The organism is Phenylobacterium sp. (assembly GCF_016793285.1).
GTDB lineage: Bacteria > Pseudomonadota > Alphaproteobacteria > Caulobacterales > Caulobacteraceae > Phenylobacterium.
Window position 1 is genome coordinate 25,780 of sequence record NZ_JAEUMO010000016.1, and the last position, 24,455, is coordinate 50,234.

Here is a 24,455-nt window from a genome sequence, read left to right on the forward strand (position 1 = left end):
CTCTAGCCTGCTGCGGCGGTCCTAGCAACCACCTCCCCCGCAAGCGGCGGGAGGCAAGACGCGCGTCAGAACAGGTCCGACAGGTCGTCCTTCTTCTTCGGCGGGGGCGGCGGCGCGACCGCGGCCGCCGCGTTCGGGGCGCCGGTGACCTGGCCATTGCCGAACACCTTGTCGTAGGGCTGCGGGCCCGAGGGCGTCGCCGCCGCGCCGAGATCCGCGGTCGAGGCCGCCGGCTCGGTGCCGGGCCGGAACGCTTCGCGGATGCCGCGGATCATGGCGAACTTGGCGTTGGCCGGCGCCTTGAACGGCTCGGCGGGCTTGTCCTTCAGCGCCGCGGTCATGAACTCGGTGAAGATCGGCACGGCGGCCACCGAACCGGTCTCGTTGTTGCCCAGGCTGCGGTTGTCGTCGAAGCCGATGTAGACGCCGACGACGAGGTGCGGCGAGAAGCCCATGAACCAGGCCGAACGGTAGTCGTTGGTGGTCCCGGTCTTGCCGCCCAGCGGCTTGCCGATCGACGAGGCCTGGGTGGCGGTGCCGCGCTGGACCACGCCCTCCATGAACGAGGTGACCTGGTAGGCGGTGATGGGGTCGATCACCTGGTCGCCGGCGCGCTGGATGCGCGGGCTCTCGGCGCCCCCGAACCCGGCGTCGCAGCGGTCGCAGTCGCGCCGGTCGGCCTTCCAGATGACCTTGCCGTTGCGATCCTCGACCACCTCGATCAGGTGGGGCTGCACCAGCTTGCCGCCGTTGACGAAGGTCGAGTAGGCCGCGGCCATCCGGTAGACGGTCGTCTCGCCCGACCCCAGCGCCATGGCCAGCACCTTGTCCATCTTCCGGGTCACGCCGAGGCGCTCGGAAAGCGCCGCGATGCGGTCCATGCCGATGCCCTGCGCCAGGCGCACGGTCATGGTGTTGCGCGACAGCTCGATGCCCCGGCGCAGCGTGAGCGCGCCCAGGTAGTCGTGGTGGTAGTTCTCGGGGCTCCAGTCCTGGCCGCCGTAGCCGCGCAGCGTGATCGGCGCGTCGAGCACCGTCGAGGCGGGCGTGTAGCCGGCCTCCAGCGCCGCCGCATAGACGATCGGCTTGAACGACGATCCCGGCTGGCGCAGCGCCTGGGTGGCCCGGTTGAACTTCGACAGCGAGAACGAATAGCCCCCGACCATCGCGAGCACGCGGCCCGAATAAGGCTCCATGGCCACCAGCGCGCCGTTGGCGGCCGGAACCTGCTTCAGCCGGAAGCCGCCGCCGTCGACCGGCGCCACGAAGATGAGGTCGCCCGAGCCGATCCCCTTCCCCGCCCGCGCCCAGGACACGTCCTGCCCGGCCAGATTGCCCTCCACGCCGTCGATGTTGCGCACCCTGACCGTCCCGCCCGAGGCGCTCAGGACCACCGCGCGGCGCCAGTCGGCATGCTCGCGCGGACGGACCGTCTTGCGCGCAACGTCCTCCCAGCCGTTCAGGTCGTCGACGTGGCCGTAGGCGCCGCGCCAGCCGTGGCGGCGGTCGTAGGTCTCGAGCCCGTTCATCAGGGCGGTCTTGGCGGCGCTCTGGAGTTCCGGGTCCAGGGTCGTGCGCATGTAGTAGCCGCCGGCGTTCAGCCGCTCGTCGCCCAGTTCCTTCATGTCGAGGGCGATGCGGCGCACCTCCTCCACGAAGTAGTCGGCGTCGCGGTACTGCGAGCGGGTCGGCGCGGCCTGCACGACCAGGTCCTCGGCCATCGCCGCGTTGGCCTCGGCGCGGGTCACCCAGCCCAGGTCGGCCATCTGGTCGATCACCCAGTTGCGCCGCGCCATCGCCTGCGCCTTGCGGCGGATGGGGTGGTAGTTGTCGGGTCCCTTGGGCAGCGCCGCGAGGTAGGCGCTCTGGGCCAGGGTGAGTTCGCTGAGCGACTTGCCGAAGTAGTTGTAGGCCGCCGCGCCCACGCCGTAGGAGCGATAGCCCAGCCAGATCTCGTTCATGTAGAGTTCGAGGATCCGCTCCTTCGAGAGCGTCTGCTCGAGCTGGGTGGAGAGGATCGCCTCCTTCAGCTTGCGGCCGATGGTCTGCTCGTTCGAGAGCAGGATGTTCTTGGCCACCTGCTGGGTGATGGTCGAGCCGCCCTCGAGCCGGCGGCCCTGGGCGATGTTGACCACGTTTTTCATCTGGGCGCGCGCGAAGCCGCCCACATCGACGCCGCCGTGCTGGAAGAAGCCGTGGTCCTCGGCCGCCAGGAACGCCTGGGCCGTCTGCTTCGGGATCGCCTCGTAGGGCACGAAGATGCGCCGCTCGCGCGAGAACTCGCCGATCAGGGTGCCGTCCCAGGCGTAGGCGCGCGTGGCGGTCGGCGGGTGGTAGTCGACAAGGTCCGAGGCGTCCGGCATGTCGTGGAAGAGCCATGCCGAATAGATGCCGACGGCCAGCGCCGCGATCGCGATGAAGCTCAGCGCGCCGACGCCCAGCATGCCCACCCATCGCGGGACCCGCGGCCTGGGTGGCAGCTCCGGATCCGGGGTGTCTGGGGTGGTCAACTCTGAACGGCTCCGGCGGACCCCCTGGGGGCGCAACTCGCCTGTCGTCCTAGCCTGTGTCGCAGCGGGCGCCAATGCGGCGGGATCAGCGCGACGCCAGCTTCACCTGCTCGCCGAAGTGGGCGTCGATGGCGCGCGCGACGGCCGTCATCAGCCGGCCGCGCTGGACCGGATCGCGCAGGCGCGCCTCGTCCTCGCCGTTGGAGACGAAGCCCATCTCCAGCAGCACGGCGGGCACGTCGGGCGCGAGCAGGACCATGAAGCCCGCGTCGCGATGGCTGCGGCGCAGCATCGGCGCGCGGCCCTCGATGCTGGAGAGCAGCGTCTGGGCGAAGATGGCCGAGCGGTTGCGGGTGGCGCGCTGCGTCAGGTCGAAGAGGATGTCGCGAACGCCCTGGTCGCCGGTCAGACTGGCCTTCATGAACCAGTCGTTGGCGCTGACGAACCGCGTGGCGCGCTGCGAGGCCTTGTCGGAGAGCGTGTAGACCGACGCGCCCTTCAGCTCGGGCTCGGGCCCGGAGTCGGAGTGCAGCGAGATGAAGAGGTCCGCGCCGGCGCGCTGGGCCACGCGGACGCGGTCCTCCAGCGGGATGTAGACGTCGGTCGAGCGGGTCAGCACCACCTTGTAGCGGCCGGTCTTGGCCAACTGGTCGGCGAGCGTCAGGGCCGCGGCGAGGTTGATGTCCTTCTCGTAGCCGCCCGCCCCCTGGGCGCCGGCGTCCTTGCCGCCGTGGCCCGCGTCGATGACGACGACCTTCTTCAGCGGCAGGGCGAGCTTGGCGGGCGCGGCGGCCGCGGCCTTCTTCACCGGCAGGAACTGCGTGCGGATCTGCGGCTGCGCCGCGGCGGCCTGGGCGGGCCCGGGCGCGGCGGCGGCCACGTCGATCACATAGCGGTAGCTCGTCACGCCGTCGGCCGGCGGGAGCAGGAAGCGGCGCCTGAGCTTGCCGTCGCCCGCCAGGTCCATCTGCAGGCGCGCCGCCCCCTGGACCTGATCGACGGTCCAGGCCTTCACGACGCCGCGGCCGGCGCCCTGCTGGACTTGGGCCACCGTCACGCCCGGCAGCAGGATCACCACGCGGCGGTCGAGGGAGCCGTCGGAGACCACCTTGGCGCTGGTCGAGGCGCCGAGTTCGATGACGAGGCGCGTCTCGGCCGAGTCGCCGCCCATGCGGATCTTCAGGAGGTCGACCTGCTCGGTCGCGGCGTGGCCGACGGCGACGGCCGCGAGGCCAAGGCAGAGCGCCGCCGAGAGAGCCACGAGCCGCCCCCGGTTCCGCGCCACCGCACCCGCAACTCGCCGAAGCATCCTAAAGCCCCGAAAACACGGAGATTCGCATGAAGCGAACCCAATGCCCATATAGCGGCGGGCCTCGTGGACAAAGGGTTAACGAGGTATTGCCGCGCGCGACGATCAGGTGACGCTGCCGCTTTTCTTTTCAGGCCCCATGTTGCAATGTCCGGCCGCGCGACGTCGATGCGCCCGTATGGGCCCGCACGCCACGCGACAAAACCACCCAGCGTCGGCCTCGACCGTGTACTCGGCGACGACGCTCAGATCCGATCCGCGCCCCTCGGGACGCGCCTAGGAACACACCCGATGAGCTGCGCAGCTCGAGCCATTTCCGGCCCCAAGGCCTCCGCATACGGCGCCCCCGGCGTCGTCGCGGGCCCCGCGCGCGCTCGTCCCATTTGCCGGCAGCGCCCGAACCTCGTGGCGCGCCGCGGAGAGACTTATGCCCAAGACTATGTTGATCGATGCAGCCCACGCGGAAGAGACGCGTGTGGTGGTCGTCGACGGGAACCGCGTTGAAGAGTTCGATTTCGAGAGCCAGAACCGCAAGCAGCTTCGAGGGAACATCTATCTCGCCAAGGTGACGCGCGTCGAGCCGTCGCTGCAAGCGGCCTTCGTGGAGTACGGCGGCAACCGCCACGGCTTCCTGGCCTTCAATGAAATCCACCCCGACTACTACCAGATCCCGGTCGCGGACCGCGAAGCCCTGCTGCGCGAAGAGGCCGAGGACAACGACGAGGACGAACGTCCCGCCCGTGGCCGCCGCCGTCGCAGCAGCGGCGACGACGCCGAGGCCGCCGAAGCCAATGTCGAGGACGCCGACGACGCCGACGAACTGAGCGGCGGCGACGACGAAGACGACGTCATGGAAGAGGAGTTGGCGCGCCGCCGCCGCCGGCTGATGCGCCGCTACAAGATCCAGGAAGTGATCCGCCGCCGGCAGATCATGCTGGTCCAGGTCGTCAAGGAAGAGCGCGGCAACAAGGGCGCGGCGCTGACCACCTACCTGTCGCTGGCCGGCCGCTACGGCGTGCTGATGCCCAACACGGCCCGGGGCGGCGGCATCAGCCGCAAGATCACCACGGCCACAGACCGCAAGCGGCTGAAGAGCGTCGTCGCCAGCCTGGACGTGCCGCAGGGCATGGGGCTGATCGTGCGCACGGCCGGCGCCAAGCGCACCAAGGCCGAGGTCAAGCGCGACTACGACTACCTGCTGCGCCTCTGGGAGAACATCCGCGAGAAGACGCTGCACTCGATCGCGCCGGCGCTGATCTACGAGGAAGAGGACCTCGTGAAGCGCACGATCCGAGACCTCTACGACAAGGACATCGACGAGGTCTGGGTCGAGGGCGAGGCCGGCTACAAGGAAGCGCGCGACTTCATGCGCATGCTGATGCCGAGCCAGGCCAAGAAGGTGATGGCCTACCGCGAGCCGGCGCCGCTGTTCGTGAAGCACCGGGTCGAGGACCACCTCAGCCAGATCTACTCGCCGGTCGTGCCGCTGCGCTCGGGCGGCTACCTGGTCATCAACCAGACAGAGGCGCTGGTCGCCATCGACGTCAACTCGGGCCGCTCCACCCGCGAGCGGAACATCGAGGCCACGGCGCTGAAGACCAACCTGGAGGCCGCCGAGGAAGCCTGCCGCCAGCTTCGCCTGCGCGACCTGGCCGGCCTGATCGTCATCGACTTCATCGACATGGACGAGTCGAAGAACAACCGGGCGGTCGAGAAGAAGCTGAAGGACTGCCTGAAGGACGACCGCGCGCGGGTCCAGATGGGCAAGATCAGCGCCTTCGGCCTGATGGAGATCAGCCGCCAGCGCCGCCGCACCGGCGTCCTGGAAGGCACCACGCACGTCTGCGAGCACTGCGGCGGCACCGGGCGCGTGCGCTCGGTGGAGTCGAGCGCGCTGGCGGCCCTGCGGGCGCTGGAGATCGAGGCCCTGAAGGGCGGCGGCGAGGCCACCCTGCGCGTGCCCCGCGCGGTCGGGCTCTACATCCTGAACGAAAAGCGCGCCCATCTCGCGCGCCTGCAGCAGGCGTTCAGCCTGTTCGTGACCGTGGTCGTCGAGGACGACATGGCGCACGCCGACCACGCCATCGAGCGCACCTCGATGGAGACGCGTCCCGAGCACGCGGCCCTCGCCGCCCCGATCCAGGCCCCCCCAGCGGCCGACGCCGAGGACGACGGCTTCGACGACGAGGCCTTCGAGGACGAGGACGAGGAAGACGAGGCGGACGAGGACGAGGACGACCTCGAACGCGAGGACACCGACGACGACGCGGCCCACGCGCGCCGCGAGGAGCGCGGCCGCGACGACGAGGACGGCAGCCGCCGCCGCGGACGCCGCCGCCGCCGCGGCCGGGGCCGCGACGACGATCGCAGCGACCGCGGCGACCGCGGGAGCGAGCCGCGCGGCGAGCGCGAGCCGCGCCCGGCCCGCGCCGACGCCGACGACGACCGTGACGGCCGCCGCCGCCGCCGCGGCCGCCGCGGCGGGCGACGGATGCGCGACGACGTCCGTCCGACCGACACCTTCTCGTGGGTGCGTCCGTGGGTGCCCTACGGCGACGACCCGTTCGTCTGGTACGACCCGTCGGAGGACCTGAAGCCCTTCACGCAAGGCCCGCCGCCGGCCGCGGAGGCGCCCCGGTCCGAGGCCGCCGCGCCCGCGCATGCGACCACGCCCGCGCCGGCGCCCGCCGTCGCGCGCGACGGCGACGAGGACATCTGGGTCGAACTGCCCGAGGCCGAGGAGAAACCGAAGCGCGGCCGCCGCAGCCGCAGCCGCGGCCGCGGTCGTGGCGGCGAGGACGCCGCGGCGGCCGAGGCCGTGAGCGCGCCGGAACCCGTCGCCACGGCGCCCGAGCCCGAGCCCGAGCCCGGGCCGGCCGTCGCCGCCGAGCCCGAAGCGCCCCCGGCCAAGCCGAAGCGCTCGCGCAGCCGCAAGGCGGCCGCCGAACCCGTCGCCGAGGTGGTGGCGCAGGCCGCGCCCGAGCCCGTGGCGGTCGCCGCGGCGCCCGAGCCGGAACCCGCCCCGCCGCCCGCGCCCAAGGCCCCCGATCCGAACGAGATCAGCGGCCCTGCGGCAGCTCCGCGCAAGGGATGGTGGCGACGGGGGTAAGCGGTTAGGATTCGGCGGTCATGGGGGACCTGGGACTTCGAGAGAGTTGAGCATGGTTCCCCGCTTCCGGTCGGTCTCAGGTCTCGCGCTCGCCGCCGCCGTGGCGGCGAGCGCGAGCCTCGCCGCCGGCCAGGCCGCCGCCCAGAGCCTGATCCGCGACACCGAGATCGAGGAGATCCTCGCCCGGGACGCCGATCCGATCCTGGTCGCGGCCGGCATCGACCCCAAGAACGTCGAGATCGTCCTCGTCGGCTCGAAGGACCTGAACGCCTTCGCCGCGCCCCGGGTGATGGGCTTCAACACCGGCCTGATCCTCGAGGCGAAGGACCCGAACGAACTCCAAGGCGTCATCGCCCACGAAGTCGGCCACCTGGCCGCCGGCCACTCCGCCCGCTCGGGCGACATGAGCCGGGCCGGCATGAAGCCCTTCCTGCTGACCATGGGCCTGGGCGTGCTGGCCGCCATCGCCGGCGCGCCCGACGCGGCGGCGGGCCTCGCGTCCAGCGCCAGCTACTTCGGGACCCTGGGGTTCCTGGGCTACAGCCGCGAGCAGGAGAGCCGCGCCGACCAGGCGGGGGCCACCCTGCTCGACAAGGCCGGCCTGTCGGGCAAGGGCCTCGCCGACTTCTTCGACAACTTCCGCTACCAGGAGGTCTTCGACGAGGCCCGGCGCTTCGGCTACTTCCGCAGCCACCCGATCTCGTCCGACCGGATCGAGGCGCTGCGCCGCCGCGTCGAGGTCCAGCCGAACTTCGGCAAGACCGACAGCGAGGCCGCCAAGGCCGAGCACGCGATCATGAAGGCCAAGCTGGACGGCTTCATCAATCCGCAGGTCTCGATCACCAAGTACGACGAAAAAGCGACCGACTATCCGAGCCGCTATGCCCGGGCGATCGCCTACTACCAGTTGAAGGAGCCCGACCGCGCGCTCAAGCTGGTCGATGCGCTGCTCGCCGAACAGCCGGACAACCCCTACCTCTGGGAGCTGAAGGGGCAGATCCTCTTCGAGTTCGGCCGCACCGAGGAGGCCGAGGCCCCGCAGCGCAAGTCCGTGGCCCTGAAGCCCGAGGCGCCGCTGCTGCGGATCAACCTCGGCCAGACCCTGATCGCGCTCGACGACAAGAAGAAGGTCAACGAGGGCGTCGCCGAACTGAAACGCGCGCTCACCCGGGAAGACGACAACGCGGTCGCCTGGCGCCTGCTGGCCGAAGCCTACGACAAGCTGGGCGAGGACGGCCTCGCCCGCCTCGCCACCGCCGAATACAACTACAACATCGGCGACAAGCAGCAGGCCCGCGTCTTCGCCATGCGCGCCCGCGAGATGCTGACGCGGGGCACGCCGGACTGGCGGCGCGCCACCGACATCGTCCTGGCCGCCGAGCCCACCCGCGAAGACCTCCGCCAACTGGGCCGCGAAGGCTCGATCGCCGGCAATACGCGTTGAGCCTCAGGCCGCGCCGACCTATCTGGACCTTCGATGATCCGCCTCGCCCCTCTCGCCGTCCTCGCCGCGGCCGCCCTCGCCCTGGCCTCGTGCCAGAAGACCGATGACGCCGCCTTCGGCGCGAAGGTCCGCGCCTACCTGCTCACGCACCCCGAGGTCCTGGAGGAGGCGATCGGAAAGCTGCAGGAGAAGAAGCAGCAGGCGGCGCTGACCGCGTCGAAGGACGCCATCGCCAGGTTCCGCCGCCAGATCGAGAACGACCCGCGCGACGTCGTCGTGAACCCGGCCGGCACGATCACGGTGACCGAGTTCTTCGACTTCAACTGCGGCTACTGCAAGCTGGTCGCGCCCGAGGTCGTGAAGCTGGTGCAGGAGAACCCGGACGTCCGGCTCGTGCTGAAGCAGTTCGCCTTCCAGACCCCCTACTCGATCCAGGCCGGCAAGATCGCACTGACCGCCGATGCCAAGGGCAAGGCGCTGCCGCTCTACGCCTCGCTGCTGGCCCAGAAGCCGCTGGACGGCGCCGCCATCGACCGCAGCCTCGCGTCCGTCGGCCTCGACCCGGCCGCCGCGCGCCGCGCGGCCGAGGCCCCGGAGATCACCCGGCAGATGGAGGACGCCCGCGAACTCGCCGCCCAACTGCAGATCGACGGGACCCCGGCGTTCGTGGTGGGCGACCAGGTGATCCACGGCGCCGACATCCAGGGCGTCCGCGCAGCCGTCGAGGCGGCCCGCGCGAAGGACCTGAAGCGTCCGACCTGACGCGCGGCCTCCTGGCGCCGGCGAAGCGGCCCCGACGTCAAGCCGAGCCTCTGCTAGACTGGGCGAAACGAACGGGGATGGGCATGGTCGAACGTGTGCTGGTGATGGGGGCCGGGATGGCGGGTCTGTGGACCGCCATGGCGCTGGCCGGTCCCGAGCGCGAAGTCACGGTGCTGGACCGCGATCCGCCGCCGCCGCCCGGCGGCGCCGACACCGCCTTCGACGACTGGAATCGCCGCGGCGTGGGCCACCTGCGCCACAGCCACGCCTTCCTCGCGCGCCTGCGCACCCTGGCCCGCGACCGCCACCCGGCCCTGCTGGAGGCCCTGATGGCCGAGGGTGTGCGCGAGCTGGGCTTCGAAGGCGGACTGCCGGAGAACCTGAAGAAGGGCTACGTCCCCGCCCCCATCGACCGCGACCTTGCGATCCTGACCAGCCGGCGCACGACCCTGGAACTCGTCATGCGCCGCTACGCCGAGGGCCTGGCGAACGTGACCATGCGGCCGCAGACCTTCGTGAAGGAGCTGATCGTCGAGGCCGGCGCGGCGCGGCGCGTCACCGGCGTGCGGCTGGAGGACGGGTCCGAACTCGCCGCCGACGTCGTCGTCGACGCCACAGGCCGGACCAGCCAGGCCTACGAGCAGCTCCGCGGCCTCGGTGCGGACATCCCGGAGAGTTCCGAGCCCTGCGGGGTGATCTACTTCACGCGCCACTACCGCCTGCTGGAGGGCCAGAGCGAGCCGCCGCGCACGCGCAACTCGGCCACCGGCGACCTCGGCTATCTCAAGTTCGGCGTCTTCCCCGGCGACAACGGCTGCTTCTCGATCACGCTGTGCGCGCCCGAGGTCGAGGAGGAGCTGCGCAAGGCCATCGTCGATCCGGACGTGTTCGACGCCGTCTGCCGCCAGATGCCGGGCCTCGTGCCGTGGGTCGATCCGGAGCGCGCGCGCCCGACCAGCAAGGTGTTCGGCATGGGCCAGCTCGAGAGCCGCTGGCGCGACGTCGCCCCCGAGGGCAAGCCGGCCGTCCTCGGGCTCTTCCCGGTCGGCGACAGCGTTGTGCGCACCAACCCCCTCTACGGCCGCGGCTGCTCGTTCGCCGCGGTGAGCGCCCACCTGCTGCTCGACGCCCTGAACGCCAGCCCTGACCCGACCGCGCGCCTGCTCCACTATCGGGCCGGCGTCGAGCGCGAGCTGCGGCCGTACTACGACGTGATGCGCCAGGCCGACCGCTCGGCGATCAAGCGGGCGAAGGCGGCCCTGGCGCCGGACTCCCGGCCCTCGCTGCGCGGCCGGATCGTCAAGAGCTTCATGGAGGACGGCATCGCCATTGCGCTGCGCACCGATCTCGACCTGATGCGGGGGTTCCTGAAGGGGTTCCACATGCTGGAGCACCCGCAGGCGTGGATGAAGCGGCCGAAGAACCTCGCGAAGATCCTGCGCGTCTGGGCCCGCGGGAAGGCGAAGAACGCCGACCTCTACGCTCCCAGGCCCGGACCGGACCGGCGGCCCCTGTTCGACGCCCTCGGGCTCGACGCCGCCGCCGACGAGCAGCGGGCGCGCGCGGCGGCCTGATCAGATCAGCATCGAGTTGGGCGGCAGCCCCACGAGGCTGCGCCCGTGCATCTCCAGCACGGCGTCGATGTCGAACACGACGTGGGTCGAGATGACCGCGATGTCGCGCACCGCGCGCTGGAACGGCTGGTCCAGCATCTGCGCGCCCGATCCCGCCGCCTCGCCCAGCAGCGCCACCGCCTCGCGGCAGAGCTGGACGGCATAAGCCACGCGCGAGCGGATCGCGATGCGCGCGGCCACCTGCTCCGGTCCCTCCAGCGCCCCCGCGGCGACGTTGTCGCGGCCGGCCCGGCGGATCGTCTGCTCCGCCACGTCGATCATCACCGCAGCCTTGCCCAGCCGGATCTGCGCCGCCGGGCGGTCGACCTGGCGCGCCTGGGCGCCCATCCGCACGTGCTGCTCCAGCCGCGCGCGGAACGCCGCCAGCGCCGACCGGGCCGCGCCGACGGCGGAGATCGCCGCGGTCATCGCCAGGAACGGGAGCATGGGCATGGAGTAGATGGGATTCTCGTAGCCCCGCGAACCGGGCCCCTGCCCCTTCGCCAGCAGATCCATCGCCAGGGTCCGGGCGGCGGGCACGAAGACGTCGCGCACGGCGATGTCGTTGCTGCCGGTGCCCACCATCCCGGCGATGCGCCAGGTGTCCGGGACCTCGACCTCGGCGGCAGGAATGAACACCGTCAGCACCTGCGGCGGGCCCTCGGGCCGGACGACGATGGCGCTGCCGCCCACCCAGTCGGCGTGCATCACGCCGGTGCCCCATTTCCAGCGCGCGGTGACGCGATAGCCGCCTTCGACCGGCACGGCCTGGCCCGGCGGGGCGCTGACGACGGGGGCCACGATGTAGCGGCCGCCGCCGAATAGCTGCGCCTGCGTCTCAGGCGGCAGGTGCGAGGCGATCCAGTTGTGCTCGGCGCAGAACGAGGCGACCCAGCCCGTGGAGGCGCAGGCCTCGGCGATCGGCAGGCTGGCGTCGATGAACTGGTCGGGGGTGACCTCCAGGCCGCCGAAGGCCCGGGGCACATAGATGTAGAAGTAACCCGAGGCCCGGATCGCCGCCCAGATGTCGTCCACCGGCCGGCGGAGGCGTTCGGCCTCGGCCGCGGCGGCGGCAATGCGGGGCGCGAGCGCCTGCATCCGCGCGACCACGATCTCGGGCGTCAGCGCCGCGAGCGCGTCCGGCGACAGGAAGTCGTCGCCGGCGGGAATGCGCCGCTCGGCGAGCGGCAGGTCGTTTGCCCCGTCGTCCATGACGCGACCTCAGGCGACGGGCTGCGGAACGGGCGGCGTGGCGTAGGACGCCGCCTTGGCCAGCACGTCGTCGGGCATGGCCAGCAGGTGCTCGTACACCGCCTGCGGATAGACCATGTGGGGCTTGGCGGGATCGAAGGCCGGCTGCGGCACGGGGCTGGGCCCCGAATAGGCGGCGGGGGCCTTGTAGCGCTGCGCCTCCTCGGCCGAGATGCCGGCCTTGGCGAGCACGGCCGGATCTATCCAGACCGCCGGATCGACCGCCACCGCCGAGGTCGCGACCTCCAGGGTCATCCGGTCGGGCCCCGCGAAGTAGATCGACTTGCACATGCCGTGGTCGATGGGCCCGATGACATTGACGCCGCGGCTGCGGATGCGGTCGCGCATGGCCAGGAGGTCGGCCTCGCTGTCCACGCCGAACGCCAGGTGCTGCAGCGTACCGGCGGCGCTGGGCAGGCCGCCCGAGCCCGCGTGCGTTCGCCCCACCTCGATGGGGATGTCCGCCACCGCTTCCATCTGGACGATCGAGAAGTAGCTGTGGTCGTTCATGCGCAGGAACGCATGCAGGGCGCCCGGCACCCCGTGCATGTCGAAGATCGCCACCAGGGGACAGCCCATCACCTGGGTGAAGAACTCGATGTGTGTCTTGATGTCGGCCGCCATGAAGGCGAGGTGGTGGACGCCGGTCGGGTGCTGGCTCATCTGACGCTCTCCCTGGCTCGGCCCCGTTCGGTCAGGAAGCCCCCGAGCAAGGCCTCCAGGATCATCTCTTCGTGGGCAGCGCGGGCCGCCGGCAGATCGGGATCGACGCCGAACCCCTCTCGCATCAGGGGCGCCAGGTTGATCACCCCCACGCCGCCGGTCTGCAGGGTCACGATCAGCATCTCGGGCGGGAACGGGCGCAGGTCGCCGTCGGCGATGGCCTGACGGGCCAGTTCCGCCAGGCGACGGTTGCGCGGCCCGATCAGCCGGCGATTCAGCCACTCCAGGCGCTCGCCCCCCGCCATGCCCTCGAGGGCCACGATCCGGCCCAGCGCCGGGTGATTCCAACTGATCTGGAGGAAGAGCCGCATGGCCATGCGCAACTGGCTGACCGCGGGCAGGTCGCGGGCCACGGCCATCAGCCGCTCCTCCTCGGCGATGACCGCGGCAAGCGCCAGCATCGCACTGCGCCAGAGCTGGGCCTTGTCCTGAAAGTGGTAGTGTAGGGCCGGCTGCGAGACCCTGGCCGCCCTGGCGATGCCGCCCAGGGTCACGCGCTCGAAGCCCAGGCGGGAGAACTGGTCCAGCGCCACCTCACGGATCCGGGCGGCCGTGGCCTCCCCCTTCGGTGTGCTCGACCAGTCGGTGGCGTCAGGCATCGCATTGACTCGGCAATCAGCTTTTCTGATTTTGTAGTCAGAAAGTGATCCGGCCATCAAGTCGGCGGCAGCGGGGAGAGCGACCATGGCGATCGTGCGGGAGGCCTACGGCTTCGTTCATGCGGACAACAGCCGGCTGAAGGAGGTCTACGGCGGCCCCTCGGGCCAGGTCTTCGTCGAGTGCATGCGCATCCGGCCCGACACGGGCACGTCGAAGACCGCCATCCTGTTCAGCCACCCCATCGGCGGCGGGTCGTTCCTGCCGCTGGTCTCGGCGCTGGCCCGGGCCGGACGCCACGTCGTCTACTGCAACCCGCGCTACCGCGGGAACGACACGGCGCTCATCATGGAGAAGTGCGTCCTGGACCTGGGCGCCTGCATCGCCGACCTGAAGACCCGCTTCGGCTATGAGAAGGTGATCCTGGGCGGCTGGTCCGGCGGCGGCTCGCTGTCGATGTTCTACCAGGACCAGGCCGAGCACCCGACGATCACCGAGACACCCGCGGGCGATCCGATCGACATCAAGGGCGCGGGGTTGCAGCCGGCCGACGGCGTGATGCTGCTGGCGGCGCACATCAGCCGCTCGGTGACCATGACCGAATGGATGGACCCCTCGATCCTGGACGAGACGCGGCCTTTCGAGCGCGATCGCGGCCTCGACATCTACGACGCCGCCTGTCCGCAGCGGCCGCCCTACTCCGCCGAGTTCGTCGCCCGGTTCCGGGAGGCGCAGATCGCCCGCAACCGGCGCATCACCGACTGGGCCAAGGCGCAGCTCGCCGACCTCAACGCCAACGGCGATCCCGACGCCGAGCGCTGCTTCGTGGTGCAGGGCACCATGTGCGACGTCCGCTGGACCGACCCCTCCCAGGACCCGTCCGACCGCCGCCCCTACACCTGCTATCTCGGCGACCCCAGGATCGTGAACGACGGGCCGGTGGGTCTGGGCCGCTTCACCACCCTGCGCTCGTGGCTGTCGCAATGGAGCTACGACGAGAGCCGCGCCAACGGCGTCACCAACGGCCGCCGGATCAGTTGTCCGACGCTGGTGATCAACAACACCGCCGACCTGGCCTGCACGCCCAGCCACGCCCAGCGGCTGTTCGACGCCGTGGGCTCGCAGGACAAGTCGATCGTGCATATCGAAGGCGCCGACCACTACTATGCCGAGCGGCCGGATCTGCTGCCCAAGGCGACGGCCGCGGTCGGCGCCTGGCTGGACGCGCGCGGCTTCTAGAGCCTCGACGGTTCGGACGAACCGCCGACGGCTCCAGGCCGCACTTGACCGACCTGACGTAAGGGGCGTTGCCTTCCTCCCGACAATTGCTCCGGGAGGATCCCATGTCCGACTACAAGCTGCTCATCAACGGCGCCCTGGTGAAGGGCGACGCCACGCTGGACGTGGTCAACCCGGCCACGGAGGAGGTGTTCGCCTCCTGCGCCCGGGCCTCGAAGGGCCAGCTCGACCAGGCGGTCGCCGCCGCCAAGGCCGCTTTCCCCGCCTGGAGCGCCACCTCGATCGACGAACGCCGCGCGGTGCTCGTCAAGATCGCCGACGCGATCCAGGCCAACCTGAACGACCTCGCCCGCCTGCTGACCCAGGAACAGGGCAAGCCGCTGGCCGACGCCACCGGCGAGGTGTTCGGCGCCTCGGCCTTCTTCCGCTATTTCGCGAGCCTGGACCTCCCGGCCAGGACCGTGCAGGACGACGCGTCGGGCCGGGTCGAGGTGCGCCGCAAGCCGCTGGGCGTGGTGGGCTGCATCATCCCCTGGAACTTCCCGATGATCCTGATGGCGTTCAAGGTCCCGGCGGCGCTGCTGGCCGGCAACACGGTCATCGTGAAGCCTGCCCCGACCACGCCGCTGACGGCGCTGAAGCTGGGCGAGATCATCAAGGACATCGTGCCGCCGGGCGTCGTGAACATCATCGCCGACGCCAACGACCTGGGCGGCGAGATGACCCGGCATCCCGATATCCGCAAGATCAGCTTCACCGGCTCGACCGAGACCGGCAAGAAGGTGATGGCCTCGGCCGCCGACGCCCTCAAGCGCGTGTCGCTGGAGCTGGGCGGCAACGACGCCCTGATCGTCCTGGACGACGTCGACCTCAAGGAGACCGCGCCCAAGGTGTTCGGCGCGGCCATGCAGAACGCCGGCCAGGTCTGCATCGCGGCCAAGCGCATCTACGTCCACGAGAGCATGTACGACGCCATGTGCGACGAGTTCGCCCGTCTGGCGGGCGAGATGGTGGTCGGCGACGGCCTCGAGCAGGGGGTCCAGATGGGCCCGCTCCAGAACAAGCAGCAGTTCGACAAGGTCATGGGCTTCATCGAGAGCGCCCGGAAGGATGGCAAGGTCATCGCCGGGGGTGGCCGTCAGGGCGACAAGGGCTACTTCATCCAGCCCACCGTCGTGCGCGACATCGCCGACGGGACCAAGCTGGTCGACGAGGAGCAGTTCGGCCCGGTGATGCCGGTGATCAAGTACTCCGACCCGGCCGAGGCCGTGCGCCGCGCCAACGCCTCGATCTACGGCCTGGGCGGCTCGATCTGGGCCAAGGACAGCGAGAGGGCCTGGGGCCTGGCCGAGCAGATGGAGTCGGGTTCGGTGTGGGTGAACAAGCACGCCGACCTGCAGCCGCACCTGCCCTTCGGCGGCGCCAAGTTCTCCGGCGTGGGCTCGGAGCTGGGCGAAGAGGGCCTGAAGGAGTTCACCCAGGTCCAGGTCCTCAACATGGCGCGCTGAGCGCCTGACCTTCACGGAAAATCGCGAGCGGCGGCTTCGGAGGGGCCGCCGCCCGCAGATCCGTCAGAACCGGTAGGTGGCCCCCACGCGCACCGTCCGCGGCTCGACCACGCGGCTCAGACGCCCTTCGGTCGGCGCGGCGTCGAAGGCGGGCACGAAGCTCTCGTAGAAATAGGCGATGTCCTTGTCGCGGCTGTTCAGGACGTTCAGCAGCTCGCCGTAGACCTCGATGTCGGCGAACACGCGCGCGCCGCGCAGGTTGACGACGGTCGATCCCTTGTCGCGCACGGAGTTGTCCTCGATCAGCGGCGACGGGCCGAGATGGCGGACACGCACGCTGGCCTTCCAGTCGTCCGAGACATAGCTGACGCCCACGGAGCCGGAGTTCTCGAAGGCGTTCGGGATATGGTCGCCGTTGTCGTAGCGGGCGTGGCTGGCCGACCAACTGCCGTCGACGGCGAGCCAGTCCACCGGGCGCCAGAAGGCCACGACGTCGTAGCCGCGCCGCCGGCTCGCGCCCGTCGGCTCCACGGCGTTGGAGTCGCCCACGAACCGCAGCTCGCTGCCCACCTTCAGCTTCCAGTAGTTGGTGGTGAGCGTCAGGCGCCCGAGCTGGAAGCGCGCGCCCACCTCCTCGCCCGTGCCGCGCACCAGGATCGGCACGGGCGTCGCGGCGAACCGCCCCCGCACGTCGTTGGAGTGGAAGCCGCGGCCCCAGTCCGCGTAGAGCTCGATGCTGTCGGTGAGCCTGTAGGCGACGTCGACCTTCGGCGAGACGATGCCGTCGCCGGCACGGCCCACGCCGAGGGCCGCGGCGGCGGCGTCCTTGGCCTCGACGTCGGCGTGATAGTAGTCGCCGCGCAGGCCGCCGATGATCCGCAGCCCCTCCAGCGGCTCCCAGGTCGCCTCGCCGTAGGCCGCCGCGGAGGCCTCCTTCACCGCATAGAAGCCGAACGACGAGACGAGCCGCCGGGACGAGGTCTGCGCCACGCCGACGTTGGAGATGTCGTCGTAGCGGGTCTCGGTCCCGACGCGCACCTGGAGCGTCGGGCCTGCGACCCAGGTCCGCTCGGCGCGCAGGCCGAGGATCACGCGCCGGTCGAACTGGTGGATCTGCGCGCTCGAGCCGTCGGCGTTGGCGTAGGTCGGGTTGGAGTACATGTCCCAGTCGTAGGCCTGGCCGTACAGGTTGGCCTTCCAGCCGTCGCCGGTGAGCCTGGCGTTCACGACGAAGCGGTCGGTCCGGCCCGTCGCGGTCGGATCCGGGGAGCAGAAGACGTCCGCGCAGGCGGACGAGCCCACGATCCGCTCGGGGATCTGCTCGGTCGGCCGCCAGGTCCCGTGATAGCCATGCGCGGTCAGTTCGAGACGCCCCAGCGGGATGTCGCGGGCGTACTTGGCGAAGGCCGCGTAGTGGCGCAGGTGTTCGGCCTGCTCCCAGCGGCCGTCGTAGACCTTGCCCTCGGCGACCAGGGTGAACCGGCCGGCCGCCTCGTCGCCGACGCTGCCGCCCGCCGCGATCCGGCCGTAGCCGAACGAGCCAGCCTCGCCCGCCACCCAGGGCCGGTCGTAGCCGTCGATCGTGTTCATGTAGATCGCGCCGGCCAGCGCGAAGTCGCCGCCGTCCGCCCGGTACGGGCCCTTGCGGTAGTCCTCGCGGCTGACGACCTCCGGGATCAGGCCGTTGAGGTCGAGGTAGCCCTGTCCGTGCCCGTGGGTGCGGAAGTTCATCTGCACGTCGTCGATGTAGGTCGTGAAATCGGTGCCGTGGTCGAGGTTGAAGCCCCGCAGGAAGTACTGGTTGGCCTTGCCCGATCCCGAGTGCTGGGCGGCGATCAGGCCCGGCACGGCCTCGACCAGTTCGGCGGGCTTGAGCAGCGGCCGGACCAGCATGTCGGCGCCGGCGATCGTGCCCTCGCTGGCGGCGTGGGCGACGCCGATCTTGGCCTCGCCGCGGCCGAAGACGACGACCTCCTGGACGCCCGTCGCGTCGTCGGCGGCAGCCGCCGCCTCATCCGCGGCGAGCGCCGGTCCACAGACGAGCCCCGCGCCGAAGACGCACAGCGCGGCGAGACTGGCATGACGCATGGAACCGGCGGCCCCTTCCCCGAACAACGGACCGCGTCATGGCCGAAGGCGTCGGCGCGCGGCAGTACGGAACGGTTTCAGGCGACGTTACGGGATAACGTAACGGCCGAACGGTCGGCGTCCGGCGCGGCGCCTTCGCGGCGCTTCCGCACGCGTGCTAAGCAGCCGCGATGCAGAACGACGACGCCACCCTGAGGACCCTCCTGGCGCTGCGCGCGCAGAACCAGCGGATCGCCGGCTACCACGCCCGCCAGGAGATCGAGCGGCTCCAGGCGGCGGCGGCGCGCGACCCGAAGCGGCTCGAGCCGTTCGGCTTCAAGGTCTATTCGCAGAACGACGAGGACGGGATCGTCGAGGAGATCTTCCGCCGCCTCGGGATCGAGACCGGCCGCTTCGTCGAGATCGGCGTGCAGAACGGCCTGGAGTGCAACTCGCTCTACCTGCTGCACAAGGGCTGGCGCGGCGTCTGGCTGGAGGGGAACATCGGCCAGCGCGGCCCGATCGAGAGCAAGTTCGGCGAGATCCTGGGGCGGCGGCTCCAGGTCGGCTGGGGCTACATCTCCCGCGACACGATCAACCACGTCTTCAGGGGCATGGGCGCCGACGACGACGTCGACTTCCTGTCGATCGACATCGACGGGATGGACATCTACCTGCTGGAGGCCCTGACGAGCCGGCCGAAGGTCATCTGCATCGAGTACAATGCGAAGTGGCCCGCGCACCTGGCCAAGACGCCCGTCTACAATGGCGAACTGCGCTGGACCGGAACCGACTACATGGGCTCCAGCCTGAAGGCGATGGCCGAGGTGGCCGCCGCCAAGGGCTATCGCCTGGTGGGCACGAACCTGACGGGCGCCAACGCCTTCTTCGTGCGCGCCGACCTGGCCGCAGACCTCTTCCCCGATCCGGCCACGCCCGAGGCGCTGCACAACCCGCCGCGCTACTGGCTGTGGTCGGACCACTACGTCAACATCGGCCACCGCGCCGATTTCGGCCCCTACGTCGACCTGCAGGCCGACTAGATCAGCCCGCTGAGCGGCGACGAGGGATCGGCGTACATCCGCTTGCCCATGCGCCCGGCGAGGAAGGCTTCGCGGCCGGCGATGACGGCGTGCTTCATGGCGACGGCCATCCGGATGGGGTCCTTCGCCTCGGCGATGGCGGTGTTCATCAGCACCGCGTCGCAGCCGAGCTCCATGGCCACCACCGCGTCCGAGGCCGTGCCGACGCCGGCGTCGACGAGCACCGGAACCTTGGTCTGCTCGACGATGAGGCCGAGGTTCAGCGTGTTCTGGATGCCGCGGCCCGAGCCGATCGGCGCGGCGGCCGGCATGATCGCCGCGGCGCCCGCGTCCTCCAGCTTCCTGGCGTAGACCGGGTCGTCCGAGCAGTAGACCATCACCGAGAAGCCGTCGGAGATGAGCAGCTTCAGCGCCCTGAGCGTCTCTTCCATGTCGGGCAGCAGGTGCGGCGTCTGCGACAGCACCTCGAGCTTCACCAGGTCCCAGCCGCCCGCCTCGCGCGCCAGCCGCAGCAGGCGCACCGCATCCTCGCCGGTGTAGCAGCCGGCGGTGTTGGGCAGGTAGGTGAACTCGTCCGGCTTCACGTAGTCCGAGAGCATCGGCGCGCCGGGGTCGCTGAGGTTCACGCGGCGCAGCGCCACCGTGACGATCTCGGCGCCCGCCGCCTTCGCGGCGGCGGCGTTCTGGGCGTAGTCCTTGTACTTGCCCGTGCCCACGATGAGGCGCGAGCGGAAGGTGCGGCCGGCGACGGTCCAGGTATCGTCTTGCGTGTGCGTCGCGCCGTCCAACTCAGCCGCCTCCGATGAAAGTCACGATCTCGATCCGGTCGCCGTCGGCGAGCGCGGTGCTGGCATAGACCGACCGCGGCACGATCTCCAGGTTCCGCTCGACGGCCACTTTCCTGGTGTTCAGGCCCAGCGCCGCGACGAGGCCGGCCACGTCGGCCACCCCCTCGAAGCTCCGGACCTCGCCGTTGACGGTCAGTTGCATGATGCGGTTGTGGGGCGGACGCCCTCGGAAGACAAGCCGGCGCGGCGCCAACCTGCTCCGCTCATCCCCGCGAATGCGGGGACCCAGGCTTGCTTGTGGACCGCCGGAGCGCGCCGAGAACTCCAAAGGAAAGTCTGGGTCCCCGCATTCGCGGGGATGAGCGGGGGTGGGGATGAGCGGGAATAGAGGCGCCGTCCTTGTGACCTTGGCCTGGGATGGCTAAAAGACCGCCGGAATCGACGGCGGAGCTCAATGCCGAAACCGATCTATGTGCTGAGCGGCCCCAACCTCAACCTGCTGGGGACCCGCGAGCCGGAGATTTACGGACATCAGACCCTGGACGACGTGCGGGCCCTCTGCGAGGCGCGTGCGAAGGCCAGGGGCTTCGAGGTCGTGTTCCGCCAGTCCAATCACGAGGGCGAGTTGATCGACTGGATCCAGGAGGCGCGCAACGAAGCCGCGGCGCTGGTCCTGAACCCGGCGGGCTACGGCCACACCTCGGTCGCCATCCTGGACGCGCTGAAGATGCTCGGCATCCCCGTCGTGGAGTGCCACCTCTCGAACCCTGCCGCGCGCGAGGCGTTCCGCCGGAAGACCTATGTGTCGCTGGCCGCCACCGGAATAGTCTCCGGCTTCGGGGCCGCGAGCTACGAACTGGCCGTCGAGGCCGCCGCGGGCCTCGCCCGCTAGACCAGACCGATAGACAAGGGCCGAATACCCATGCCGACCTCCCCGAAGGCGCCCGCCGATCCGTTCGACGCACGCCTCGTGCGCAAGCTGGCGGACATCCTCACCGAGACGGGGCTGACCGAGATCGAGGTGGAACAGGGCGCGCTGAAGATCCGCGTCGCCAAGCAGGCGGTGGCCGTCGCCGCCCCCGTGGCGCACTACGCCGCCCCGGCCCCGGTCGCCCCCGCTGCGCCGGCCCAGGCCGCGCCGTCCGCCGTCGCCCCCGCCGCGGCCGCCCCGGCCCGTGCGGCCGGCGAGGAGGTGAAGTCGCCGATGGTGGGCACGGTCTACCTGCAGCCCAACCCGGCGTCCGCGCCCTTCGTGAAGGTGGGCGACACCGTCGAGGCCGGCCAGACGCTGTTCATCGTCGAAGCCATGAAGACCATGAACCCGATCCCGGCCCCGCGCGGCGGCAAGATCGTGGAGATCCTGGTCGACGACGCCCAACCCGTCGAATTCGGCGAGCCGCTCGCGATCATTGAGTAGTCGGATGTTCGAAAAGATCCTGATCGCCAACCGGGGCGAGATCGCGCTGCGCGTCCACCGCGCGTGCAAGGAGATGGGCATCTCCACCGTCGCGGTACACTCCGAAGCGGACTCGTCGGCCATGTGGGTTCGACTTGCCGACGAGAGCGTCTGCATCGGACCCCCGCCCGCGGCCAAGAGCTACCTGCACATCCCGGCGATCATCGCGGCCTGCGAGATCACCGGCGCCCAGGCCGTACACCCGGGCTACGGCTTCCTCTCCGAGAACGCCCGCTTCGCCGAGATCGTGAACGCCCACGGCTTCACCTTCATCGGGCCCAAGCCCGAGCATATCCGCATGATGGGCGACAAGATCACCGCCAAGCAGGCGGTGAAGGCGGCCGGCATCCCGGTCGTGCCCGGCTCGGACGGCGCGGTGACCACCGAGGAAGAGGCCTACGCGGCCGCCGCGGAGATCGGCTTCCCTGTGCTCATCAAGGCGGCCGCCGGCGGCGGCGGGCGCGGGATGAAGGTCGCCAGGACCGAGGCCGACCTCGTCGAGGCCGTGCAGACCGCCCGCAGCGAGGCCAAGGCCGCCTTCGGCGACGACGCGGTCTACATGGAGCGCTACCTCCAGACCCCGCGGCACATCGAACTGCAGGTGGTCGCCGACAGCTTCGGCAACGTCTGCCACCTGGGCGAGCGCGACTGCTCGCTGCAGCGCCGACACCAGAAGGTGCTGGAAGAGGCCCCCTCGCCCGCCATCGACGCCGCCGCGCGCGCCAGGATCGGCCAGGTGGTGGTCGATGCCGTTCGCGCCATCGGCTACCTGGGCGTCGGCACCATCGAGTTCCTGTACGAGAACGGCGAGTTCTTCTTCATCGAGATGAACACCCGCCTCCAGGTCGAGCATCCGGTCACCGAGGCCATTACCGGCATCGACCTGGTGCGCGAGCAGATCCGCATTGCCGCCGGCCTGCCGCTCAGTTTCAAGCAGTCGGACGTGGTCTTCGAAGGCCACGCCATCGAGTGCCGGGTGAACGCCGAGAATCCGAAGACCTTCGCCCCCTCGCCGGGCCTGGTCACCGACTATCACGCGCCGGGCGGCCTGGGCGTGCGCATGGATAGCGCCCTCTACGCCGGCTATTCGATCCCGCCCTACTACGACAGTCTGATCGGCAAGCTGATCGTCCACGGCCGCGACCGGGCCGAGTGCATCGCGCGCCTGAACCGCTGCCTGGGCGAGATCGTGGTGGGTGGCATCGACACCAACATCCCGCTCTTCCAGGAACTGCTGCACCAGCCCGACATCCTGAACGGCGACTACAACATCCACTGGCTGGAACGGTGGATGGCGGCGCAGGCGGGGTAAGCCTCACCTCCTGCGCGCAGCGTCGGGAGGTCGATCACTTCACGCTCTTGAGGCGGCTGGGCAGCAGTTCGCCGCCGGTGCGCAGGATCGGATAGGCCGAAGCCTCCACGAGGTGGGAGTTGATGCGCTTCAGATCGCGCAGTGCGTCCAGGTGCAGCGAACTGGTCTCGACGGTCTTGGGATTGCCCGAGCGCAGGCGCTCGAAGTGGGCGGCCACGGCTTCGGTCTCGATCTCGCGGAACGCCTCCTTCTCGGACATCAGCGAGCGGGCCGTGGCGGGATCGCGGTTCATGAACAGCGAGCCGGCGAGCCGCGCATTGCCGATCAGGCGGTCGACCAGCCGGACGAGCTCGGCCTCGCCCTCCTCCGAGAAGGCCACGCCGCGGGCCTGACGGCGCTGGGCCACGCTGAGCAGGTCGTTGGAGATCAGGTCGCCGGCGTGCTCCAGGTTGGTGGCGAAGGTCAGCACCTCCATCTGCCGTTCGAGCTCGGCGGGCGAGAGGCGTTCGTGCGGCAGGCCGAGCACGTAGCCCTTGATCGCGCTGTTCAGGCCGTCGAGCACGTCGTCGAGCTGGCGCGTGGTGGTGATCGGCTCGCGGCTGTCGGATTGCAGCGCCTCGCGCAGACCCTTCAGCATCCCCTCCACGGTGTCGGCCATCCGCAGGCCCTCGCGGGTCGCGAGCGCCAGGGCCACCTGCGGCGTCTCGCGGGCGGCGGGGTCGAGGTAGATCGGCGCGCCGGGACGGGCCTCGGCGGCGGGACTGGGCAGCAGGCGGCGGATCAACTCGGCGTAGGGCTTCAGCCAGGGCAGGAAGGCGAGCGCCAGGGCGAGGTTGAACAGCGTGTGGAAGTTGGCCAGCGCCCGGCCGGGGTCGGGACCGAGGCGGGCCACGAGCGGGGCGAGGTAGGCGAAGAAGCCGAGGACGAGCGCGAGCCCCGCCAGCCGGTTCACCAGGTTGCCCAGCGGCAGGCGGCGATTGGCCGGATTGCTGCCGACATCGCCCTCCAGCAGCGGGTTGATCGCCGAGCCGAGGTTGGCGCCGAGCACCAGGGCCACGCCCGTCTCGATCCCCACCACGCCCTTGGCGGCCAGCGACATGGCGAGCAGGACGGTGACCACCGAGGAGTGCGCCGCCCAGGTCAGCAGCGCCGCGCCCGCGACGACCAGCGGAATGAACTGGCCGGCCTGGCGCAGGGCCTCGGCGGCGCCCGGCTGTGCGACCAGCGGTTCGAGCAGTTGCAGGAACTGGTGCAGCGCCGTGAGCACGAGACCCAGGCCGATCAGCACGCGGCCGAAGTCGTGCCAGGCGTCGCGCCCACGCCGCCAGAGCACCACGCCCGCCAGCACCAGGATCGGCGCCAGGATGGCCACATCGAACGAGAGCGCCTGGACGACGAGGCTGGAGCCGACGTTGGCGCCCAGCATCACCGCCAGCGCCGGGGCGAGCTCCACGAGGCCGCCGGCCGTGAAGGCGGTCAGCATCAGCGCCGTGGCGGTGCTGCTCTGGAGCGCGACGGTCACCGCGGCGCCGGCGCCGAAAGCCCGCAGGCGGTTGCGCAGCGCCCCGGCCAGGAAGTGCCGCAGCTTGGGCCCGAACGTCCGCTGCACGCCCGTCTGCACCATATGGACGCCCCACATCAGGAGCGCGGCGAAGCCGGCGAGCTCGAAGATGACCAGGGTGGTGTCTATGGCGCGGGAACCTCCTCGTCCGGACCGCGCATAA

At 70.6% G+C, this 24,455-nt stretch carries 19 protein-coding genes; 10 read left to right on the top strand and 9 right to left on the bottom strand.

The genetic code is table 11. The features are described 5' to 3' along the window. Nucleotides 1-65 precede the first annotated feature (65 nt). The gene (locus JNL41_RS02080) at nucleotides 66-2,444 is read right to left on the bottom strand and encodes a penicillin-binding protein 1A (protein WP_293472610.1); all 2,379 of its coding nucleotides are present in this window, start codon (nucleotides 2,442-2,444) and stop codon (nucleotides 66-68) included. A gap of 151 nt (nucleotides 2,445-2,595) precedes the next feature. After that, a complete protein-coding gene (locus JNL41_RS02085) occupies nucleotides 2,596-3,771 on the bottom strand; it encodes an N-acetylmuramoyl-L-alanine amidase (RefSeq protein WP_293472611.1) in 1,176 nt (391 codons plus the stop codon). A 475-nt stretch (nucleotides 3,772-4,246) separates the two neighbouring features. Here JNL41_RS02085 and JNL41_RS02090 point away from each other — a divergent pair, with 475 nt between their 5' ends. The 4 genes from JNL41_RS02090 (at nucleotide 4,247) to JNL41_RS02105 (ending at nucleotide 10,708) form a co-directional block, all read left to right on the top strand. Beyond that, nucleotides 4,247-6,928 (top strand): ribonuclease E/G, encoded by a 2,682-nt coding sequence (locus JNL41_RS02090; RefSeq protein WP_293472612.1) that lies wholly within the window; start codon nucleotides 4,247-4,249, stop codon nucleotides 6,926-6,928. Nucleotides 6,929-6,980: 52 nt separating this feature from the next. Continuing rightward, nucleotides 6,981-8,372, top strand: coding sequence for a M48 family metalloprotease (locus JNL41_RS02095; RefSeq protein ID WP_293472613.1), 1,392 nt, complete (start codon nucleotides 6,981-6,983; stop codon nucleotides 8,370-8,372). 33 nt (nucleotides 8,373-8,405) lie between these two features. Next, nucleotides 8,406-9,134 carry a DsbA family protein gene (locus JNL41_RS02100; protein ID WP_293472614.1) on the top strand — a complete coding sequence of 243 codons (729 nt, stop codon included), beginning with the start codon at nucleotides 8,406-8,408 and terminating at the stop codon, nucleotides 9,132-9,134. 83 nt (nucleotides 9,135-9,217) lie between these two features. Next, complete coding sequence (locus JNL41_RS02105) at nucleotides 9,218-10,708, top strand: FAD-binding protein (protein WP_293472615.1); 1,491 nt, start codon at nucleotides 9,218-9,220, stop codon at nucleotides 10,706-10,708. On the opposite strand, the gene JNL41_RS02110 is transcribed toward JNL41_RS02105, so the two are convergent. The 3 genes from JNL41_RS02110 to JNL41_RS02120 are packed head-to-tail and all read right to left on the bottom strand — an operon-like array spanning nucleotide 10,709 to nucleotide 13,320. After that, the gene (locus JNL41_RS02110; RefSeq protein ID WP_293472616.1) at nucleotides 10,709-11,959 is read right to left on the bottom strand and encodes a hypothetical protein; all 1,251 of its coding nucleotides are present in this window, start codon (nucleotides 11,957-11,959) and stop codon (nucleotides 10,709-10,711) included. 9 nt (nucleotides 11,960-11,968) lie between these two features. After that, nucleotides 11,969-12,661 carry a VOC family protein gene (locus JNL41_RS02115; protein WP_293472617.1) on the bottom strand — a complete coding sequence of 231 codons (693 nt, stop codon included), beginning with the start codon at nucleotides 12,659-12,661 and terminating at the stop codon, nucleotides 11,969-11,971. Further along, nucleotides 12,658-13,320, bottom strand: a complete 663-nt coding sequence (locus JNL41_RS02120; protein WP_293472618.1) for a TetR/AcrR family transcriptional regulator — start codon at nucleotides 13,318-13,320, stop codon at nucleotides 12,658-12,660. The genes JNL41_RS02115 and JNL41_RS02120 overlap by 4 nt, the downstream gene beginning before the upstream one ends. Nucleotides 13,321-13,405: 85 nt before the next feature. Here JNL41_RS02120 and JNL41_RS02125 point away from each other — a divergent pair, with 85 nt between their 5' ends. Together JNL41_RS02125 and JNL41_RS02130 are read left to right on the top strand one after the other, a co-directional pair. Continuing rightward, nucleotides 13,406-14,557 carry an alpha/beta fold hydrolase gene (locus tag JNL41_RS02125; protein WP_293472619.1) on the top strand — a complete coding sequence of 384 codons (1,152 nt, stop codon included), beginning with the start codon at nucleotides 13,406-13,408 and terminating at the stop codon, nucleotides 14,555-14,557. Between the two features lie 104 nt (nucleotides 14,558-14,661). Beyond that, a complete protein-coding gene (locus tag JNL41_RS02130; protein ID WP_293472620.1) occupies nucleotides 14,662-16,065 on the top strand; it encodes an aldehyde dehydrogenase family protein in 1,404 nt (467 codons plus the stop codon). 63 nt (nucleotides 16,066-16,128) lie between these two features. On the opposite strand, the gene JNL41_RS02135 is transcribed toward JNL41_RS02130, so the two are convergent. Beyond that, nucleotides 16,129-18,153: a TonB-dependent receptor gene (locus tag JNL41_RS02135; RefSeq protein ID WP_293472621.1), complete on the bottom strand. Its 2,025-nt coding sequence runs from the start codon at nucleotides 18,151-18,153 to the stop codon at nucleotides 16,129-16,131. 170 nt (nucleotides 18,154-18,323) lie between these two features. Here JNL41_RS02135 and JNL41_RS02140 point away from each other — a divergent pair, with 170 nt between their 5' ends. Beyond that, nucleotides 18,324-19,175, top strand: a complete 852-nt coding sequence (locus tag JNL41_RS02140; protein WP_293472622.1) for a hypothetical protein — start codon at nucleotides 18,324-18,326, stop codon at nucleotides 19,173-19,175. Here JNL41_RS02140 and JNL41_RS02145 read toward each other — a convergent pair. Then, on the bottom strand, nucleotides 19,172-19,963 hold the full coding sequence (locus tag JNL41_RS02145) for a thiazole synthase (RefSeq protein WP_293472623.1): 792 nt from the start codon (nucleotides 19,961-19,963) through the stop codon (nucleotides 19,172-19,174). The genes JNL41_RS02140 and JNL41_RS02145 overlap by 4 nt on opposite strands. Nucleotide 19,964: 1 nt before the next feature. After that, nucleotides 19,965-20,165 carry a sulfur carrier protein ThiS gene (thiS, locus tag JNL41_RS02150; RefSeq protein WP_293472624.1) on the bottom strand — a complete coding sequence of 67 codons (201 nt, stop codon included), beginning with the start codon at nucleotides 20,163-20,165 and terminating at the stop codon, nucleotides 19,965-19,967. Nucleotides 20,166-20,417: 252 nt separating this feature from the next. On the opposite strand from thiS, the gene aroQ reads away from it, so the two are divergent. From aroQ to accC, 3 genes are read left to right on the top strand one after another with little or no spacing between them, the layout of a single operon-like run. Next, entirely contained in the window at nucleotides 20,418-20,855 is a 438-nt protein-coding gene (gene aroQ / locus JNL41_RS02155) for a type II 3-dehydroquinate dehydratase (RefSeq protein WP_293472625.1), read from the top strand. 30 nt (nucleotides 20,856-20,885) lie between these two features. Beyond that, nucleotides 20,886-21,380, top strand: a complete 495-nt coding sequence (accB, locus tag JNL41_RS02160; protein ID WP_293472626.1) for an acetyl-CoA carboxylase biotin carboxyl carrier protein — start codon at nucleotides 20,886-20,888, stop codon at nucleotides 21,378-21,380. A 4-nt stretch (nucleotides 21,381-21,384) separates the two neighbouring features. Then, entirely contained in the window at nucleotides 21,385-22,731 is a 1,347-nt protein-coding gene (gene accC / locus JNL41_RS02165) for an acetyl-CoA carboxylase biotin carboxylase subunit (protein ID WP_293472627.1), read from the top strand. Nucleotides 22,732-22,765: 34 nt separating this feature from the next. Here the strand turns inward: accC and JNL41_RS02170 are convergent, their stop codons facing one another. Beyond that, the gene (locus tag JNL41_RS02170; RefSeq protein ID WP_365697751.1) at nucleotides 22,766-24,421 is read right to left on the bottom strand and encodes a Na/Pi cotransporter family protein; all 1,656 of its coding nucleotides are present in this window, start codon (nucleotides 24,419-24,421) and stop codon (nucleotides 22,766-22,768) included. Nucleotides 24,422-24,455: the final 34 nt, after the last annotated feature.